This is a genomic window from Fervidicola ferrireducens (genome assembly GCF_001562425.1).
Classification (GTDB): Bacteria; Bacillota; Thermosediminibacteria; order Thermosediminibacterales; family Thermosediminibacteraceae; genus Fervidicola; species Fervidicola ferrireducens.
The window spans coordinates 55,053-73,877 of sequence record NZ_LOED01000008.1 but is presented as its reverse complement, the minus strand read 5'-3'; the positions used below and the strand labels follow the sequence as shown (position 1 = coordinate 73,877).

Here is an 18,825-nt window from a genome sequence, read left to right as displayed (position 1 = left end):
GTCTTTCACCCTCCTGGTTGATTGGTGTCTTCAATTACTTTTTTACCAGGAGGGTTTTTAGTTTGCAAAGGCTATTTCAATTTATTACAGGAATGCTTGAGTAGAGATTGCCTTTCCTTTTTTCTTGCCATTCTTGTTGCAGCTTTTTATATTCATTCCCATTTATATGCCGTTTCTTGAGCTTCTCAAACAAACTCCTGCCACCGAAAATAACCTTATTCGGATTTTCTTCTCTTTCTTTGCAAGACTCTAAAACGCTCTTTGCCTTCATTATTGCATCATCTGCATACCTCGAATTCAGGTTGAAAACTCCTTGAAGGTCTCTTTTTAGTTCGTTTCTGGTTTTGCCTTCTAAAAGCCTGTTGTATGCAAATCTCATACAAGATGACCATCTTCTCATTAAATCCGCTACTTCCTGCTCATCTTCTTTGCTTGAGAAAGTAAGTTTAGTCTGTATTGTTATCATGTCTTTTGCCACCTCTTTGTCTGTAAATCCCGGCTGCAAATTATGTAATTAACCCTTCTTTTTACCAGTTTATAAGTGTCCTTCGACTAATTGAGTATATTTTTTCACTTTTGTATACTTAATAACATCTATCATCACCTAATTAAAATTATACCCTTTTGCATAACTATCTTCAACTGTTGTAACCTCCTTCTTTTAACGAATGCCATAAAAGCGCATGTCTTTCTTCGTCGGTGGGATTGTCGGGCATGTACGGGGGAAGTTCGGCTTTCCCAGAAAATCGGTCGCTATTGTAGGGCACGGTCCGCCCTCCTTTCAAATCTACAATTCACCTAATTAGAATCTATGAAAGGAAGGCGGATTTATTGCAAGTCCTATAGTTTTCTGAGAGTTCCGGCGGCGCTCTCCGCGGCTTCCAAAGTCTTTTCTACGTCCTCCTCGGTGTGGGCGGCGCTCAAAAAAACGGACTCAAACTGGGAGGGCGGCAGGTACACCCCTCTTTTCAACATTTCCCTGAAAAAGGCGGCGTACATCTTAGTGTCTGCCTTTAACGCCGAATCGTAATCCTTGACCTCTTCACCGGTAAAAAACATCGTCAACATACTCCCCGCCCTGTTTATAAAGACGGGGATTTTTGCCCTTTCCATAATGTCCTTCAGTCCCCGGCAAAGTTTTTCAGCAAGTCTATCCATTTTATCGTAAATTCCGGGATTTTCTGAAAGCACCTTCAAAGTGGCGTATCCGGCTGCAGTGGCGAGGGGATTCCCCGAAAGGGTCCCCGCCTGGTACACCGGCCCTTCGGGAGAAACCAGCCTCATTATATCCTCCCTGCCGCCGTAGGCCCCCACTGGGAGCCCCCCTCCTATGATTTTCCCGAGAGTCGTGAGGTCCGGCTCTATGCCGTAATAACCCTGTGCACCGGAATAAGACAGCCTGAACCCTGTTATCACCTCATCGAATATCAGTAAGGCTCCGTACTTTTTTGTAATTTCCCTTAAAGCTTCCAAAAACCCCTCCTTGGGCGGTACAACTCCCATATTGCCCGCCACCGGCTCCACTATAACAGCCGCTATTTCATCGCCTTTTTCGGCAAAAATTTCAGCTACTTTCTCCTCGTCGTTGTAAGGCGCTACAATGGTGAGGCCCGCAATTTCTTCGGGCACCCCCGCCGAATCCGGCACGCCAAAAGTTACAAGGCCAGAACCCCCTTTTATCAGGAGGCCGTCGGAGTGGCCGTGATAGCAGCCCGAAAATTTAACCACGTATTTCCTCTTAGTATAGCCCCTTGCCAACCGGATGGCGCTCATGGTTGCTTCAGTGCCGGAATTTACAAGGCGCACTACTTCCACCGAGGGAATGCTCTCCACTATCTTTTCCGCGAGGAGCACCTCTATTTCCGTGCACGCACCGAAGCTGGTCCCTTTCTCAACCTGATTTTTTATCGCCTCAACCACATCGGGGTGGGCATGGCCCAGTATCAGGGGCCCCCAGGAGAGCACGTAGTCTATGTATTCGTTGCCGTCCTCGTCCCATATCCTGCTGCCGTAACCTCTCCTGATAAAAACCGGGTCCATTCCCACGGCCCGGAAAGCCCTGACGGGGCTATTTACTCCTCCGGGCATCACGGCTAAAGCTCTCTCGAAAAGACTTCTCGACTTCAATTTTCGATATCCCCCTTCTTCTTCAGAATTCCACTCCTGTCGATGATTTCATCGTAAAAATTGACCTTTTCAACCATGGAAAGCCCCGATTTTTTTACAAAGCTCCTTTCCTTTTCAAGCTTTGACAAAAGCTCTTCAACACCGGAAGGTATATTACTTTCAATCCATTCCTTCAGCCGTCTTGCAAGCCTTGGACTTTTCCCCCCTGTAGAAACGGAGATGGTGAGGTGACCTTTTCGCAAAAACGACGGGACGATAAATGTGGAAAGCTCCGGGTCATCCGCCACATTCACCGGAATGCCCCTCTTTGCAGCCTCCATGGCCGCCAGTCTGTTGGTAATCGGGTCGTCCGAAGCGGCAAAGACCAAAAAGTTTCCATCGAGGTCTTCAGGCGAAAAACTTTTTTCTATTAATTTTATCTTCCCTTCTTGTGCAAGTTTCTCTATGTCCGAACAGGCCTTTTTTGAAACCACCGTGACTTGAGCCTCGCACTCGAGCAGCGACTTTACCTTTCTTGTGGCCACACCTCCGGCCCCCACCACAAGACACCTCTTCCCTTTCAGGTTAATCATCAAAGGAAAGTACAGAGCCATCTTGCCACATCCCTGGCAAAATAGGTTATTATCATGTCGGCTCCTGCCCTTTTTATGGAAGTAAGCACCTCAAGAACGGCCCTCTCTTCGTCTATGGCCCCAGCAGCAGACGCCGCCTTAATCATGGCGTATTCGCCGCTTACGCTGTAGGCCGCAACCGGCACCGGAAATGTCTCTTTCACCCGCCTTATTATATCGAGGTACCCCAACGCCGGCTTTACCATCACAATGTCAGCCCCTTCTTCAACATCCAGCCCTACTTCTCTTATCGCTTCGTCCGAATTGGCGGGGTCCATCTGGTACGTCTTCCTGTCCCCGAATTTCGGTGCGGAATCGGCCGCCTCCCTGAACGGCCCGTAAAATGCAGAGGCGTACTTAGCGCTGTAGGCCATTATGGAAACATTGGTATATCCGCTTTCGTCCAAAGCGGTCCTTATAGCCAGCACCCGTCCATCCATCATGTCGGAGGGAGCCACCACATCGGCCCCGGCCACGGCATGGGAAAGGGCCACTTTCGCCAGGACCTCCAAAGTGGAGTCGTTGTCCACCACACCGCCCTTTATCAGGCCGCAGTGGCCGTGGTCGGTGTAAGCGCAGAGGCACACATCGGTGATAACGACAAGCGAAGGCTCTGCCTCCTTAATTGTAGCAATTGCTTTTTGTACGGCTCCATCGTTCGAGAATGCTTCACTCGCCGTAGAATCCTTCTTTTCGGGCACGCCGAAAAGCAATACCGCAGGTATGCCCAGGCTCTTTAACTCTTTCGCCACCGGCGGAAGCATGTCGGCGGAGTAACGAAAAACCCCGGGCATTAACTTCACTTCCTGAATTACACCCTGGCCAGGCACCACGAATATCGGATAGACCAGGTCCTTTACCGAAAGCTCGGTTTCTCTTACCATATCCCTGATACCTTCCGACATCCTGAGCCTTCTAGGTCTTTTCAAAATCCGCATATTTTCCCCTCCCCATCCATAGCTCCAGCAAGGCCTTTTCTATGCCTTCCAATGTATTTTCTTCCGGCATCAAATCCACTTTCAATCCTCTCTTTTCTATGGCTTTAGCCGTGGTGGGCCCTATTGAAACTATCATCGTTTTCCCCTTAAGAAAAGAGAGGTCCTCTATCAATTGTTCAAGGTACATAAAGGTCGAAGGGCTTGTAAAAACCGCCGCGTCAAATCCCATTTCCGCCTCTTTTAAAATCCTCCATTTTTCACCGGCATTGGGGAGATTTCTGTAAGCGGCAACTTTCACAGCCTCGTAACCTAAATCCTCAAGCCCTTTTACCAGCTCTTTTCCGCCGATGTCGGAGGTGATCACAAGGGCTCTCCCCCCTCTTTTCGACGGCGGAATTGCCTTTAAAAAGTCCCCGGATGTATATTTTTCGGGCAGGATTTCCGGGAAAAGCAGGTTTTCCTTCAATATTTCCGCAGTTCTTTTTCCTACCGCGGCCAAAGTCACCCTCGCCAGGTTTCTTACATCAAACCCCGCTTTTCTCATGGCGGATACTATGGACTTTACCGCATTGGGACTCGAAAAGATAACGAGGTCTGAATCCATCATCTTATCAAGGGCCTTTTGAGATTCCTCGAAATCAAACACTATTTTAATGGTGGGACAGCTGATGACCTGGGCCCCCAATTCTTTTAAAAGCGGAAAGTCGTCGCCACTACCCGTGGCCAGAATCCTTTTGCCGAAAAGCGGCTTTTTCTCGAACCAGTTGAGATATTCCCTCAAACTCACGGTTTCACCGACTACGAGAACCGCCGGGTTTTCTATCCCTGCATTCTGGGCTTTTTCAGCTATTTTTGCAAGGTTGGAGACCACCGTCTTTTGCATCCCTGTAGTTCCCCACATCGTCATGGCCGAAGGGGTCAGGGGGTTTTTCCCATTTTCTATAAGATTTTTTGCGATGTAATCTATATTTTTCACACCCATCAGAAAGACCAGGGTACCTTCGAGCTTTGAGATGCATTTCCAGTCGAATTTATCCGCCACATCTTCGCTTCCCGCAAAGACATGAAACGAGGAGCAAAAACCCCGGCAGGTTACGGGAATCCCCGCGTAGGCCGGAACTGCAACGGCTGATGTAATGCCGGGGACGATTTCCACAGGGATTTTCCTTTCCGCAAGATAAAGCGCCTCTTCGCTACCCCTTCCGAAGACGAATGGGTCGCCTCCTTTTAGCCTGACCACAAGGCGGTTTTCTCTAGCTTTTTCGAAAAGAAGTTTATTAATTTCATCCTGCGGCACGGGGATTTCACCCGGCGATTTCCCCACATCTATGAGCTCGGCATCTTCTCTTGCAAATTTCAGAATCTCTGGGTTTACCAGCCGGTCGTAAAGGACCACGTCGGCTTTTTTGAGCAATTCTTTCCCCCTCAGGGTCAAAAGGCCCGCATCGCCAGGGCCAGCGCCCACAAGATAAACCTTACCCGCCATCTTCATCACCCAGCAACTTCGCAAGATTTTCCCCCACTTCTCTTGGATTTCCGATGTCGCCGAAAATCGTGGCTTTTTTTACCATTCCGTTTTTCTCCACCATACCGGTGAGAACTATTTTACCGCCTTCAATCCTGGCGTAGGCTCCTATCGGAAAATTGCAGCTTCCGCCAATGGCCTTCATGAATTCCCGCTCCGCGCAAATCGAAATTTCGGTGGGTTTGTGATTTATTTTTTTTAACAGCTTTTCGAATTCGCTTTCCTTTCCGGTTTCCACGGCAAGAGCTCCCTGCCCTACGGCCGGCACCATTTCGTGGACGGAGAAATATTCCGCGATAAGGCCTTCCATTTTCAAGCGCTTGAGCCCCGCCGCAGCAAGGACTATGCCGTCCAAACCAAGTACGTCCATCTTTCTCAGCCTTGTGGCAATATTTCCCCGCACCGGCACCACTTCAAGGTCAGGCCTGAGCGCTTTTAGCTGAACCTGTCGCCTCAAGCTGGAAGTGCCTATTTTAGAATGAGCTCCCAGTTCTTTCACCGTCTTTTTGTTTTTCGAAATCAAAACATCCCTGGGATCTTCCCTTTCCGAAACGGCCGCTATAACCAGGCCTTCCGGTATTTCATAGGGCATGTCTTTCATGCTGTGGACCGCAAAGTCGATTTCTCCATTCAGTAAAGCCTCTTCTATTTCCTTAACGAACAATCCTTTTCCTCCTATTTCCTTGAGGTCGGCTTTCTCCATCCTGTCCCCCTTTGTCTTTATTTTAACGACTTCGAATTTCCAGTCCGGAAAATATTCTAAAAGTTTTCCGATTATGATTTCCGTCTGAATCAGGGCAAGCTCGCTTTGCCTCGTGCCCACCCGCACCACCTTAGCCGTCGACATCGCCCCCAGTAAAGAGAAACTCCAGCCCCGGGTCGAATTTTTGCCTTTCTGCCAGGTACTTTACCGTCTCCAGGTAAACTGCGGTCATTTTTGAACAAACCCTTTCCATGGCCCTTTTTATCTGCCTTTTTTCCTTGTCGTCCACATTCTGCAGTCTGCGGGTCAAATTTTCGAATTCTTCAACGCACACGGCTCTTGCAAAATCGGATACCTTTCTTATCACCGGCACCACCTGAAGAGTTTTCAACCAATTCAGGTAATCCTTCACGGCACTATCTACCATTTCCTCGATTTTTTTTGCGAGGTAAAGCCTCTTTTTTTGGTTTTCCTCGGCGGTTTTTTTAAGGTCATCCAGGGTAAAGATTTGGACGTTGGGCAAACGGGCGATTTCGGGGTCTATATCCCGGGGTACGGAAAGGTCCAAAAAAGCTACGCCTCCTCCCGTATAAATTTGTGCGAACTTCTCGCGGTCCACGGTATAGTGCGGTGCTCCGCTGGCGCTTATAACAATCTGGCAACGGGCCATAGCCCGGTATTTTTCCTCGTAAGGCACCAGGTAGACTTCGGGTATTTCCTCTTTTAGCGCTAAAGCTCTTTCCCAGGTCCTGCTGGTTACAAAAACTTCCCCTACACCCTTCTGGATGAGGTTTTTAATCGTTATCCTGCCGGTCTTGCCTGTTCCGAGGACGAAGACCTTCTTCCCCTTAAGACTTCCGAAAAATTCTTCGATGAACCGAACCGCTATGTAGCTCACTGAAAGGGGTACGTCCGATATTTTGACTTCACTCCTCGCCTTTTTCCCCAGCGTCACCGCGTCCAGAAAAAGCCTGTTTAAAATTTTGCCAGAGCTTTGTGATTCTTTAGACCGTTCCCAGGCCTCCTTTACCTGCCCTAAAATCTGGTCTTCTCCCACGACCATCGATTCCAACCCGCAGGCCACCCTGAAAAGATGCCTCACCGCTTTTTCCCCTTCGTGAACGTATATATAACGGGAAATTTCTTCGTAATCTCCGCCCGAGAGTTTAAAAAATTCCATTGCCCCGGGTCTTACTGAATCTTCCATGACCGCGTAAAATTCGGTCCTGTTGCAGGTAGAGAGCAAAACCGCCTCTTTCAGGCCGGGAATCGCCTTTATCCTTAAAAGGCAATCCTTTATATCACCCTTCCTTACGGCTACCTTTTCCCTAACTTCCACCGGCGCCCGGTGGTCCACTCCTACGAGGAAGATCTCGCCTATCCCATTTCAGGTCCCATCTCCTTTAACAGTTCTTCCATATTCCGCACCACCACAGGATAAGAAAGGCAGGGCCGTCTAATAACGATTAACGGGATTTGGAGCCTTCTGCACGCTTTAATTTTCTCCAACACCCCTCCCGTGGGCCCGCTTTCTTTTGTCACGACCACCTCTGCTTTGAAATCCCTGAACATGATGTAATTCATCTCTTCGCTGAAAGGGCCCTTGGCGGCTATTATCTCGTCGGGCAAAAAGCCCAATTCTTCGCATTTTTTGATGACTTCGCTGCTCGGAAGAACCCGGACTTTGAGCTTCTTCCCTCTTTCCTTTAAATCGGAAAAAACGTGAAGATTCCTGCTTCCCGTGGTGAGGAATATGGAGTCAAATCCCTCCGCTTTCATCCTGGCCTCTTCGAAAGAATCAACCCTTATCACGCCCGGCAGGTCCACATCGGCGCTTTCCCTTTCAAACCTGATGTACCTCACTTTTTTTTCTGAGCACACCTTCATGGCTGTCCTGCTTATGTCAGCGGCAAAGGGGTGGGTTGCGTCAATTAATATTTTTATATCGTGTATTTCAATAAGTTGGCCCAATTCCTTTTCGTTCAGTGGACCGGCCCTTGCCTTCAACTTACGGTCAAGAAGGCTTTTGCCGTATTCGGAAACGACGCTGGCCATTACATCAAGACCCATTTTATACAGGTTTTCGGAAAGTTTCCTCCCCTCCTCGGTCCCTGCGAGTACCAGTATCATATCTCATACCCCCTGGGCGTTATCATCCAGTTGCCCATCACCTTTGTGGAAGAAGACCCCACTATGACTATAGTATTCATATCTACAGGGTAATCCGGGGCCTCGAAAAGAGTAGTCAGCTTCACCCACTCCCCTTCCCTGAAGGCATTTTTTACTATCCCCACCGGCGTGTCGGCCTTTTTGTGCTTCATTAGGATGTCGCAGGCCTTTCTGAAGCTTTCGGGCCTTTCGGAACTTGCCGGATTGTAAAGGGCGATCACGAAATCCGCTGCCGCCGCCATATCCAGTCTCTTTTCGATTATCTGCCAGGGAGTGAGGTGGTCGGAAAGGCTTATCGCCGCAAAGTCCTGCATGATAGGGGCACCCAGAAGGGAGGATGCAAAATTCAACGCCGTTATCCCCGGTACTACTTCTATTTCGGCTCTTAGCCCTTCTTTCACCGCAAGCTCCAGCAAGAGGCCGGCCATTCCGTAAATCCCGGGGTCTCCTCCGCTTATTACGCTCACTTTCAGCCCTTTTTTATAAAGTTCTATGGCCTTTTTGCATCTTTCAGCTTCCGTTCTCATTCCAGAAGCCACCACCGTTTTACCTTCCACGAGGGAGTCGATGAACTTCAAATACTTGACGTAACCCACAACGGCGTTGGCTTCCACGATGGCTCTTAAAGCTCTGGGGGTCAGGTCATCCATGCATCCGGGGCCGATTCCCACCACCTTAATCCAGCTCATGAAAAACCCTCCTGTACGCGGCAAGAGTAAATCCTCCCCCCCTGATATATCCCAGTTCCGCTCCTTTGCCGCTCGAAATAAAGGCAGCAGGTCTTGCGACGCTTCCCACGCCGATTTTTTCCTTCACAAAACCGGACTTTGGAAAAAGCGATTCGAATTTTTTCAATTCCCCGACGCCGTGGAAATCGACAGGAACGCCCAGGTATCCGGAAAGCTTGAGGATGCATTCTTCATCCTTTTTTCTGTCCAGGGTCGCTATCTTCCCCACCCCCGAAATGGAAAGGCCTAGCTTTAGAAAAAAACTTTTCATGAGGGATTTGAGCTTACTAAAATCCGCTCCTTTTTTGCACCCGATTCCCAGCACGATCCTTCTCGGCCTCAGGACGACGTGAGGGATGTCAGGCGGCTCTATCTCATAATCTGTGACAAAAACGGCCGCCTTTGCATCCCGGGGGATAGTACCCAATTCCACAATTTGCACGGATAAGCTGTCTTCAATCAATTTTTTCGGAAAGTCAGGGCCCACCGCACAAACCACCTTCTCTCCTCTCAAAAGGCAAGAATTTACCTTCTTCAGGTCCCCGGCTTTTTCTATGTGTAACTTGAGCTTGCGCGCCATGTCATCGGGAGCTTTAATTCCCGCCACATCTGTAGCCGTCGTGATGACAGGCGTGGCTCCTATCAACCCCGCCACTTCTTTCGCAAGTTCGTTGGCTCCTCCGAAATGCCCCGAAAGCAGGCTCACGCAAAAGTTTCCACCCTCGTCAACCACCACGACCGCGGGGTCTGAAAGTTTACTTTTTACCGCTCCGGCGATTGCCCTCACGGCTATACCGACGGCCGAAACGAAAATCAAAGCCCGGTACCTGCCAAAAATCCCCTCGACGAACGGCACGAATTCCCCAACTATGGGGTATGTACCTTTTTTTCCGCCCAGGCCCTTTTCTTTTGCGTACCTTTCGGGGAGGTAAAGGTCCGCATTCAGCTTTTCGGCAATGAATGCGGCCAAATTCCCGCCCCTTTCCGTCACCGCGATCACCGCTTTTTTCACTTTCGAGCACCCCTAAAACCGTGGGAAAAATCGGGCGAATAAAGCTTCGAAAGCTCAAAGTTATCCCCGAGCGCGTTTCCTACAATCAACAAGGCCGTTTTTTCTATGCCTTCGTTTTTCGCCTTGAGGGCTATGTCCTTCAATTTTCCCCGCACGACTTTTTCGTCTTCCCAGCTCGCCTTGTACACCACCGCCGCGGGCGCGTCGGGGCCATAAGAGCCGATTATCCGCCCCACAGCATCCTCCATGTTGCCCGCGCTCAAAAACAGCACCAGCGTGGCTCTGTGGGTTGAAAGTTTTTGCAAGTCCTCGTTTTCGGGCACCGGAGTCCTTCCGGGAATTCTGGTAATTATTACCGTCTGGCTCACTCCCGGCAACGTGAGCTCTCTTTTTAACGCCGCCGACGCCGCGCAAAAGGAGCTGACGCCGGGGATTATGTCGTACGGGATTCCCAATTTTTCAAGCTTGCCGGCCTGTTCCCTCACCGCACTGTAAAGTGAAGGGTCGCCGGTGTGAAGTCTTGCGACGTCCATTCCCCTTTGGTGGGCATCCTTCATCACCTCTACTATCTCATCCAAGTCCATGCGGGAACTGTCGTATATCCTGGCATTACCTTTTGCGTACTTCAAGACGAGGGGGTTAACCAGCGAACCCGCGTAAATCACCACATCGCAAGAAGAAAGGATTTTCCTCCCTTTTACAGTAATCAGCTCCGGGTCCCCCGGCCCTGCGCCGATAAAATATATCACTTTTTCACCTTCTTTCCTATGAGGAGCGAAAGGTAGTCGACCTTTTGCCCCTTGTACCTTTCGGGTTCGAAAGTGGCGATTTCGCCTTCATGGCCGCACCTTACCGAAAGGGCAGAATAAAACCCTTTTTTTGAGAAAAGTTCCAGAACCTCATCGTAATGCGACGAAATTTTTATAGCCACCACGTTTTCAAATTCATCAAGGACCTTATCCAAGCTGGTCAGCTTGGACGCCGGAATCACCGCCAGAGATTCGTCCCCTTCGGCAAGGGGGAGTTTGAGCCTTGCAGCCGCCGCCGAAAAGGAATTTATCCCCGGGACAATTTCTATCTGGAAATCCTTCAGCCTTTCGGTCATGTAGGCAAAGGTGCTGTATGTCATGGGGTCTCCCAGGGTTATAAAGGCTATCTTTTTGCCCTCGTTCAAAAATCCTCTCAAGACCCTTTCGTTTTCATCGAGAGCCCTTTCCCTTTCCGCACCGGAAAGGCCCATCGGAAACCTGAGCTCTATAACGTCCCCCTGCACGTAGGGCTTTGCTATTTCCAAGGCTATACTTCTTTCCTTGCCGGGTGCCGCCACTATATCCACAGACTGCAGGACCCTTACCGCTTTCAAGGTAATGAGTTCCGGGTCTCCAGGGCCGACGCCCACTCCGTACAGAATCCCAGCAGCTTTTTTCATTCACCTTCCCCTTTCACTTTAAAATCGCCGGATATCACGCACACCGGATTCTGGGATATCAACATGTGCATGTCCTTCACTTTTTTTGCGCGGGAAACGTAAAGCAGCACCATTTCCGTGCTGAAACCCGAAGACTCCAGGGCTTTCAAGGCTTCACAGGCGCTTTCCACCGTAACGGTGTTTATCACCACTCTGTCTCCTTCCTTCAACCTTTCGCAGGAGAAACTTATGATATCTCTGAGCCTGCCCTTGCTCCCTCCAATGAAAATCCGGTCGGGGCTCGGCAGATTAAAAAGTGCCTCAGGAGCCTCCCCAGGCACGGGTATTAGGTTTGAAAGCCCGAATCTCCTCGCGTTTTCTGCGATGAGACTCAGCGCTTGTTCGTCCTTTTCCACCGCATATACCACGCCCTCTTTGCAAAATAGCGCAGCTTCAACGGATATAGAACCCGTCCCGGCCCCTACATCCCATAAAACCGAATCCCGCCTTAACCTCAGCTTTGCAAGGGAGACGGCCCTTACCTCCTCTTTCGTCATTGGGACGTTTCCCCTCACAAAAAGCTCGTCGGGGATTCCGAATCCGTATTCCCACATTTTTCTATCACCACCAGGTTGAGCTGAAAATTCTCTTCACTTGAGGCGAGCTGCTCCAATTTATAGCTTTTTATCTTCTCGCTGTCATAGGAGAGGTTTTCTCCCACGTGGATTATCCTGTCCACAATCTTATTTAAAAGAAGGGTTCGGGCTATCTTCTGGGGAGTATTGCTGCTGTCGGTGAAAACCGCCACTACTCGGTGGTTTTTCACTACAGGCACAATATCCACCTGTCTTCCGTGCATGCTCAAAACAGCCGCATTTTTTGCCGGGATCTTCAACCGAGCAAGCATGTACTGGACCGAGCTTATGCCGGGTACAACTTCCACGTCCTTTTTTCCCGCACACTTTAAAACCGCATCCAGAATCCCGTAAATTCCCGGGTCACCGGAAGAAAGGATAACTATGCGGCCCCGTCTTTTTACGAGTTTCGAAAGGTCCGTTTTTGAGTTAAAAATCACCTTTTCGCACTGCACATCCTCGAAAATCTCCAGGTGCCTTTTTGCCCCGATAAGGACATCTGCCTCTTTTATCCTCTTTAAAGCGGCGATCGTGAGGAAGTCCGGATTACCAGGGCCTATTCCGACAACGCTTATCATATTTTCACTCTCCCGCCCTTGCGAGTAATCCTCTTTCTCTGGAAATTAGATAAACCGCGATTTTCAACTTATACCGGGTAAACAAAAGGCATCTTTCCCTCACCCTGTTTGCAATAAAACTGCAAAAGCTTTCCAGGTCCACACCGCCTTCTTCAAGGATGTCGAGGGCTTCCACGGTCGTCGTGGCATTTATCAGCTTTTTTAAAGTAACCTCCTTCGCGCCGAAGAGGGCCCCGTAAGCCGTTATTATCTCGGCTCTAGCATCGGCTGTTTTGTTCGAAGTGTCGAAAATTCCTGCGGCCACTTTTACGAGTTTTCCAATGTCGCCGACAATGCAGACCTTTTCAAAACCATACTCCACGGCTTTTTGGAGGGCAAAGCCTATAAAATTCCCGCAGGAGATTATGACCCTATCGTCAAAGCCGGCTTTTTTTGCAAAGTCCCGGCCGTAATTTCCCGGTGTGAGAACGAAGGATTTTACGCCTTCTGCCGATAGCACCGAAAGTTCTAGGGCCAGCGTTTCTTTCAGGCTTTCGGTGGACATCGGCGTGACGATGCCGGTCGTACCCAAAATCGAAAGCCCTCCTATTATTCCCAGCCTGGGGTTGAAGGTCTTTTCGGCCACTTTTTCTCCCCCGGGAATGCTGAGGATAACCCTTACCCCTTCGCCTTCCGGGAGCACTTTAGAAACTTCTCTCGTTATCATCTCCATGGGTTTCGGGTTTATGGCGGGCCTGCCCGGCTTTACGGGAAGGCCGGGCTTTGTGACGATGCCTATGCCCTCGCCGGCCGTGATCTCTATGCCCCCGGAAGTTTTTTTCTCAACCCTCGCCCACACCAAAAGGCCGTGAGTCACATCGGGGTCGTCTCCTCCATCCTTTTTCACCGCGCATTTTGCCCAACCGTCGCCTTTTTCCCAGCCCTCCACCTTAATCGTCAGGACTTTCCCTGCCGGAGTTTCTATTTTTACATATTCCGGTGCGGTACCCGAAAATAGCGCCATCGTCGCGGCTTTAGCCGAAGCCGCAGCACAGGACCCGGTGGTGTAGCCCAGCCTCAGCTTTTTCCCATCTTTTAAAATGTAGTCACTCAACCTCATCCCGCCTTTCTGCAAGGGAAAGCAGCGCATTAATTATTGCCACCGCCACAGGTGTTCCCCCCTTGCACCCTTGGACCACGATGCTTGGGACAGGAAGTTCCACGAGCTCCTCCTTCGACTCTTTTGCCCCGACAAAGCCGACGGGAACTCCCACCACCAGGGCCGGATACACCTTCCCTTCTCTTATCAACTCGTTGAGCTTAAAAAGTGCCGTTGGGGCATTTCCAATCACGAAAATCTTATTTTCCGTTTCGTAAGACGAAAGTATGATGGCAGCCATGGCCCTGGTTATGTTTCGTTCTCTGGCCATCTTTTCGGCTTCTTTCGAAGATGAGTAGCACCTGACCCTGACGCCGAAGCTTTTGGCCAGCTCCCTTTTTATGCCTGCTCGGGCCATTCTCGTGTCCGTCACAATGCTCCATCCCGCCTTGATGGCTTTTATACCTGCTTCGACGGCACCGTTACTGAATTTAATGAGGCGGGCAAATTCAAAATCGGCTGTGGCGTGTACAACCCTTTTTACTACCTCCAATTCTTCATCAGAATAAAGATTTTTCTCTATTCCTTTTTTGATAATGTCGAAGCTTTTTTCCTCTATAGCCCTCGGGTCCTTTAAATACTCCATGACAACCCCTCTTTTTTCTATTCTTTACACAATATTTGCTTTTTCTCCGGCGAGCCTCTCAAAAATGATATCCACCAGTTTTTCGTCGTAACCCAGGGGCCTTGTAAGAAGAATCCTGACATCCGGATACGCCGACCCCGCTTCTTTAAGCTGATGAGGTATGTCGCATTTTACGTGAACCCCCTCAAAGAGGAAGAAGGGTACGGCCCAAATCTCCTTGGCCCCTGAACCTGCGAGGGACCTTACTGCCTCTTCAATTGTGGGACGCTGAAATTGAACGTAGGCTACCTCTGCAAGTCCAATATCACCTGAACTTTTCACTTTTTCCAGGATTTTTTCCATGACCCGGGCGCAGTCGCCTTCCCTGCTCCCGTGGGCTACCAAAAGCAGCGCTTTCATCGTAAATTTCCTCCTTTAAAACGGCAACAGCTTTCAATAAAATGCCTCGCAATCCCAGGGTATGCGTAAAAATCTATGTGCAAAAATGTTGCAAGGCAGTTTTTCTTTGTGAATCCGCAGCCGTACGTCTTTCCGCTCCGTTTTTTGACCAGGTAAGAAGTTTTTTCTTTTGAATTTATTACTTCCGAATAGTGGAATTCGTGACCTTTCAGCAAAGTTCCCTTAGGGGCGATAACCGTATCATCCGTTACCACCGCCTCGGCGTAGCCGAACCTCTTCAAGCTCCCCGTCATCACCGAATCCATATCGAATATGCCGACCATCGGAAAGCGCCGTCCCTTCATGTCGGTTATGCTTCTTGTAAGGTACATCAGCCCTCCGCACTCCGCGTAAATCGGCATACCGGCCTCGAAGGCCTCCATTATCGATTTCATCATATCGTTATTAGAGCTCAACTTTTCAGCGAAAATTTCCGGAAAACCACCACCTATTATGAGCCCTGATATTCCCTCCGGAAGAGAAGAATCCCTAAGGGGGCTGAAAAATACAAGTTCTGCCCCCAGATCTCTCAGGGTCTCCAGGCTTTGCGCGTAGTAAAAGTTGAAGGCTTCGTCCATGGCAACGCCGATTTTCACCGCAGCTTCACTTATTGAGGATTTTTTATCATAATAGGGATTTTCAACGATTTTGGCCGAAGAGGCGATGCTAAGGAGCTCCTCTAAATCGACGTGTTTTTTTACTTTCTCAAAGAGTTTTTCGAATTTCTCCTCGAGATTTTTCATCTCCCACACGGGCAAAAGCCCTAAGTGTCTTTCCGGAAGAGAAAGTTCAGCGTCGTAGGGCAAATATCCTAAAGCGGGAAGTTTTAAATCCTGCTTTAGACATCGCTTTAAAAGTGAAAAGTGGCCTTCCCCGCTTACCCTGTTTAATATTACCCCTTTTACATTAAGGCCTTCGTCGAACTCCTTGTAACCCTTAACCATAGCGCTTATACTCCTTGCCATCCCCGACGCATCCGCTATTAGTATAACGGGGAGGGACAGCAATTTCGCCACGTGGGCGCTGCTGGCATAGCCGGTATCGTCCAATCCGTCGAAAAGCCCCATGACTCCTTCTACGACCGAGACAAATCGACCCTCTGACTTTTTTAGGTATAAATCCTTGAGTTTTTCTTCTCCTTGCATAAACACGTCCAGGTTGTACGACGGTGCCTTTGTAACGAACTTATGGTAGGCTGTATCTATGTAGTCCGGCCCGACTTTGAAGGCCGCTACTTCTCCCCTTTCGGCAAGTGCCCCCATTATTCCAAGGGCCAGCGTGGTCTTGCCGGAACCGCTGTGGGTTCCTGCAATCATGAACCCTTTTGCCAAGTCAATCCCCTCCGTCATTTTCCAGCTTTGAGGCCAGCTGTTCAAAGTTTCTGGGGAAAGTGCCTTTAAGTAACCCTTTCTTTTTAAGAAGGGTGCTGATTTTGACTATAAGCGGCATTTCTAGACCCGATTCCGATATAATATCTTTGTCGGTGAAAATTTCGACGGGGCTTCCCTGCGCCAGGACCCTGCCGTCTTTCATTACCACAATCCAATCCGCAAAGCTGAAGGCCAAGTCTACGTCATGGGTCGATATTACGATTTGTTTTCCCGAGAGATATAGTTTTTCCATGATTTCCACTAGCTCCGCCGAAGACTTCGGGTCTAAGTACGCCGTCGGCTCATCGAATACCAGCACCTCCGGGCTCATTGCCAGCACCGACGCTATGGTGACTTTCTTTTTTTGCCCATAGCTCAGGAAGTGTGCCGGTCTATGCTTTAAGTCCTCTATTCCCATGACCTCAAGGGCCTTTAGGACCCTATTTCTTACCTCCTGTTCTTCGAGGCCGAGATTCAAAGGGCCGAAGGCGACCTCTTGAAATACGCTACCTGCAAACATCTGGGTGTCCGGGTCCTGGAAGACCAACCCTACCTTTTGCCGCAGCCTCTTCAAGAAAGCCTTTGTATACTCCACCCTTGAGCCGTCAAAATAAACAGCGCCTTTCTTCGGCTTTAATATCCCTATCAAGTGAAGAAGCAAAGTAGACTTTCCCGCGCCATTTGGTCCTAATATCGCAACTTTTTTTCCTTTCTCAAGCCTAAGGTTTATCCCTTTCAAAGCCCATTCGCCGCCAGGATATTGGTAATAAACATCTTTCAATTCCATCCAGCATTCTCCCATTTTATCCCTTACCCCATTTTATTAGTGAATAAATCGCCGACAGAATTATTGCCGAAATGACTATTATCATTTTCTTTTTTATTGTCAGTTGGACGAATATCTAGCACTTTTAGCTCTCCACCGTCATACCCTCTGGCATCCAATGCCATCTGAAGCTTATTGGAGCCTTCCATGGCCTTTGCAAAAAGCCCCGCGACCAGAAAGCCCGTGGAGCGAAGCGAAGATGCAAAACTCACATATCCGAGCCTCGCCGTCTGGGCGTTGTATATCATCCCAGCATAGTCGGCTAGGGTAAAAATCTGTCTGTAAGTCAGAAATGAAAGTTCCACGAAAAGCCGGGGCACACCTAAACCCTTTAGAGCTACCACTACTTCCAGTGCCGGTGTGGTGAGACAAAGAAAATAAAAACACGAAACCATGGCAAGGGAGCGGCTGAAAAGCAACGCCGCCCTCATCAGCGAATCACAGGAAAGAAAGACCACAAAAACACCGGGGAGCAGAAAAAATAGCGCTCCTGACACTAGCCCTAAATAGACCTTAAGGTCGATGCCTGCTATAAAAACTGTTGCAATCGCCATTATAAAGAAGATTAAAGCGTGAATCCAAACTCCTCCAGCGAATCCCCAGGCCATCATCAAGAATGCAAAGGCCATTTTTATGAGGGGGCTCACGTCTTTTAAACGGTTGGTGTAAGCATACCTATCTAGAAACATCCTGTACCGCCTTCAGTTTTATGTAAAAATATACTCCAAGCGCCAACCCCAGGGTCACCTGCAGGCCAAAAAGCAACTTTTCCATAAAGTCGCTTCCGGGCTCCCACAGGTTCGAAAGCCAGGGCGTATAATCTGGATTAGTATTTAAGATGAGCTCCACTGCCCTATCGTCGGAGCCTTCAAATCCAAGGTCCAGTCCAAATGATAAGAAAAGCAACAACAAAAGGGTAATCACAAGGACAAGGGAAAGTCTCAAAAGCCGTCTATCTTTCAACGCAAACCCTCCTCTTCTATAAGGGTTTCCACGGCACCTTTTGCCCTCTGCTCAAGCAAATCGAGGACAATCACCGTGATAATTCCCTCTGCTATCGCAAGGGGTACCTGAGTCACGGCAAAAATTCCGGCAAATTTCAAAAACGAAAGGAAAAAACCTCCGATCTTGTCGGGAAATGCCAAGGCAAGCTGCAGTGAAGTCACGGCATAAGTTGCAAGGTCCCCCAAAGCAGCTCCGAGAAATACTGAAACATTGCGGGAAACTCCGGCCCTCCTCGCCGCCCGATACACCCAATAGGAAATAAAGTGACCGGCAACAGCCATAGAAAAGGAATTAGCCCCTAGGGTACTCAGCCCGCCGTGGGCGAGGAGCAAGGCCTGGAAAAGCAGCACTATGCCACCGATCACCGCCATCGGAAGGGGCCCGAATAAGATGGCCCCGAGGCCCACACCCGTGGGATGGGAGCAGCTGCCTGTAACCGAGGGAAGTTTCAAGGCCGAAAGCACGAAGGCAAAGGCCCCTGCGAAACCCAGAACTACCTTGCCCGAAGCATCGGACATGATTTTTTTCCTTATGTGCGAAAGTCCCAATAGTAGAAACGGGATGTAGGCGGCGTACCAGAAAAGGCACCAAAAAAGCGGCAGGAACCCTTCCATTATGTGCATCGCATAAGCCTCGGCATGGTAAAAGAAAAGTAAAATTAAAGCTATGATTAAAATAGCTGTTCTCATTTTAAAAACCCCTTTCAGTTTTTTGAAAATAAAAAACCTCTTAACTACGAAGTGTTAAGAGGTTTTTTTAAAGTCCATCCTCTATACACCCCCTATCACCCGTAGGTAAGTGTATAAAAGATACAGGCAGGTCTCCTGGCTCTGGTTCACCGCCGCCTTATGCCTTCCCGGTTTCCCAGTGGCATTTTATAAGGCGGCTCCCCATCACAGTGGCGGGACCGCGCCGGATTTTCACCGGACTTCCCTCTTAGCCGGCATTTTGCCGGAACCTGTATCCCGTCTATTCAATTTTTCCTTTAAATAAAGATATAACATTTTTCGAAAGGTTTGTCAATTTTT

At 49.2% G+C, this 18,825-nt stretch carries 22 protein-coding genes, 1 pseudogene and 1 riboswitch; all 23 genes and pseudogenes read right to left on the bottom strand.

Going from position 1 to position 18,825, the window contains the following annotated elements; translation table 11 throughout:
• Positions 1-97: 97 nt before the first annotated feature.
• Positions 98-466, bottom strand: a pseudogene (locus tag AN618_RS04745) (IS200/IS605 family accessory protein TnpB-related protein); the annotation flags it as partial.
• Between the two features lie 172 nt (positions 467-638).
• On the bottom strand, positions 639-767 hold the full coding sequence (locus AN618_RS13860) for a hypothetical protein (protein WP_281176806.1): 129 nt from the start codon (positions 765-767) through the stop codon (positions 639-641).
• Between the two features lie 73 nt (positions 768-840).
• Complete coding sequence (gene hemL, locus AN618_RS04740; protein ID WP_066352711.1) at positions 841-2,088, bottom strand: glutamate-1-semialdehyde 2,1-aminomutase; 1,248 nt, start codon at positions 2,086-2,088, stop codon at positions 841-843.
• Between the two features lie 35 nt (positions 2,089-2,123).
• Entirely contained in the window at positions 2,124-2,720 is a 597-nt protein-coding gene (locus AN618_RS13675) for a precorrin-2 dehydrogenase/sirohydrochlorin ferrochelatase family protein (RefSeq protein ID WP_066352696.1), read from the bottom strand.
• Entirely contained in the window at positions 2,699-3,676 is a 978-nt protein-coding gene (hemB, locus tag AN618_RS04730) for a porphobilinogen synthase (protein ID WP_066352694.1), read from the bottom strand. Before hemB ends, AN618_RS13675 begins: the two co-directional genes overlap by 22 nt.
• Positions 3,654-5,186, bottom strand: coding sequence for a uroporphyrinogen-III C-methyltransferase (gene cobA, locus AN618_RS04725; RefSeq protein WP_245628402.1), 1,533 nt, complete (start codon positions 5,184-5,186; stop codon positions 3,654-3,656). Before cobA ends, hemB begins: the two co-directional genes overlap by 23 nt.
• Positions 5,152-6,048: a hydroxymethylbilane synthase gene (gene hemC / locus AN618_RS04720; RefSeq protein ID WP_066352692.1), complete on the bottom strand. Its 897-nt coding sequence runs from the start codon at positions 6,046-6,048 to the stop codon at positions 5,152-5,154. Before hemC ends, cobA begins: the two co-directional genes overlap by 35 nt.
• Positions 6,035-7,276 (bottom strand): glutamyl-tRNA reductase, encoded by a 1,242-nt coding sequence (gene hemA, locus AN618_RS04715; protein WP_281176807.1) that lies wholly within the window; start codon positions 7,274-7,276, stop codon positions 6,035-6,037. The genes hemC and hemA overlap by 14 nt, the downstream gene beginning before the upstream one ends.
• Before the next feature lie 5 nt (positions 7,277-7,281).
• Positions 7,282-8,034 carry a precorrin-6A reductase gene (gene cobK, locus AN618_RS04710; protein ID WP_066352689.1) on the bottom strand — a complete coding sequence of 251 codons (753 nt, stop codon included), beginning with the start codon at positions 8,032-8,034 and terminating at the stop codon, positions 7,282-7,284.
• Positions 8,031-8,762: a precorrin-3B C(17)-methyltransferase gene (gene cobJ, locus AN618_RS04705; protein WP_066352686.1), complete on the bottom strand. Its 732-nt coding sequence runs from the start codon at positions 8,760-8,762 to the stop codon at positions 8,031-8,033. The genes cobK and cobJ overlap by 4 nt, the downstream gene beginning before the upstream one ends.
• On the bottom strand, positions 8,749-9,813 hold the full coding sequence (locus AN618_RS04700; RefSeq protein WP_083515046.1) for a cobalt-precorrin 5A hydrolase: 1,065 nt from the start codon (positions 9,811-9,813) through the stop codon (positions 8,749-8,751). Before AN618_RS04700 ends, cobJ begins: the two co-directional genes overlap by 14 nt.
• Positions 9,810-10,562, bottom strand: coding sequence for a precorrin-4 C(11)-methyltransferase (gene cobM / locus AN618_RS04695; protein ID WP_066352683.1), 753 nt, complete (start codon positions 10,560-10,562; stop codon positions 9,810-9,812). Before cobM ends, AN618_RS04700 begins: the two co-directional genes overlap by 4 nt.
• Positions 10,559-11,242 carry a precorrin-2 C(20)-methyltransferase gene (gene cobI / locus AN618_RS04690; RefSeq protein ID WP_066352682.1) on the bottom strand — a complete coding sequence of 228 codons (684 nt, stop codon included), beginning with the start codon at positions 11,240-11,242 and terminating at the stop codon, positions 10,559-10,561. The genes cobM and cobI overlap by 4 nt, the downstream gene beginning before the upstream one ends.
• Complete coding sequence (gene cbiT / locus AN618_RS04685) at positions 11,239-11,835, bottom strand: precorrin-6Y C5,15-methyltransferase (decarboxylating) subunit CbiT (RefSeq protein WP_066352681.1); 597 nt, start codon at positions 11,833-11,835, stop codon at positions 11,239-11,241. The genes cobI and cbiT overlap by 4 nt, the downstream gene beginning before the upstream one ends.
• Complete coding sequence (cbiE, locus tag AN618_RS04680) at positions 11,793-12,434, bottom strand: precorrin-6y C5,15-methyltransferase (decarboxylating) subunit CbiE (RefSeq protein ID WP_066352679.1); 642 nt, start codon at positions 12,432-12,434, stop codon at positions 11,793-11,795. The genes cbiT and cbiE overlap by 43 nt, the downstream gene beginning before the upstream one ends.
• A 4-nt stretch (positions 12,435-12,438) precedes the next feature.
• Positions 12,439-13,527 carry a cobalt-precorrin-5B (C(1))-methyltransferase CbiD gene (gene cbiD, locus AN618_RS04675; protein WP_157081628.1) on the bottom strand — a complete coding sequence of 363 codons (1,089 nt, stop codon included), beginning with the start codon at positions 13,525-13,527 and terminating at the stop codon, positions 12,439-12,441.
• Positions 13,520-14,158: a precorrin-8X methylmutase gene (locus tag AN618_RS04670; RefSeq protein ID WP_066352676.1), complete on the bottom strand. Its 639-nt coding sequence runs from the start codon at positions 14,156-14,158 to the stop codon at positions 13,520-13,522. The genes cbiD and AN618_RS04670 overlap by 8 nt, the downstream gene beginning before the upstream one ends.
• 24 nt (positions 14,159-14,182) lie before the next feature.
• Positions 14,183-14,557, bottom strand: coding sequence for a sirohydrochlorin chelatase (locus AN618_RS04665; protein WP_066352674.1), 375 nt, complete (start codon positions 14,555-14,557; stop codon positions 14,183-14,185).
• Positions 14,554-15,927, bottom strand: coding sequence for a cobyrinic acid a,c-diamide synthase CobB (locus AN618_RS04660; protein ID WP_066352673.1), 1,374 nt, complete (start codon positions 15,925-15,927; stop codon positions 14,554-14,556). Before AN618_RS04660 ends, AN618_RS04665 begins: the two co-directional genes overlap by 4 nt.
• Position 15,928: 1 nt before the next feature.
• On the bottom strand, positions 15,929-16,753 hold the full coding sequence (locus AN618_RS04655; RefSeq protein ID WP_245628401.1) for an energy-coupling factor ABC transporter ATP-binding protein: 825 nt from the start codon (positions 16,751-16,753) through the stop codon (positions 15,929-15,931).
• A gap of 23 nt (positions 16,754-16,776) precedes the next feature.
• Complete coding sequence (cbiQ, locus tag AN618_RS04650; protein ID WP_083515045.1) at positions 16,777-17,481, bottom strand: cobalt ECF transporter T component CbiQ; 705 nt, start codon at positions 17,479-17,481, stop codon at positions 16,777-16,779.
• A complete protein-coding gene (locus tag AN618_RS04645; RefSeq protein WP_066352668.1) occupies positions 17,468-17,755 on the bottom strand; it encodes an energy-coupling factor ABC transporter substrate-binding protein in 288 nt (95 codons plus the stop codon). Before AN618_RS04645 ends, cbiQ begins: the two co-directional genes overlap by 14 nt.
• The gene (locus AN618_RS04640; protein WP_066352667.1) at positions 17,752-18,486 is read right to left on the bottom strand and encodes an energy-coupling factor ABC transporter permease; all 735 of its coding nucleotides are present in this window, start codon (positions 18,484-18,486) and stop codon (positions 17,752-17,754) included. Before AN618_RS04640 ends, AN618_RS04645 begins: the two co-directional genes overlap by 4 nt.
• A gap of 108 nt (positions 18,487-18,594) precedes the next feature.
• A riboswitch (cobalamin riboswitch) is annotated at positions 18,595-18,774 on the bottom strand.
• Positions 18,775-18,825 lie beyond the last annotated feature (51 nt).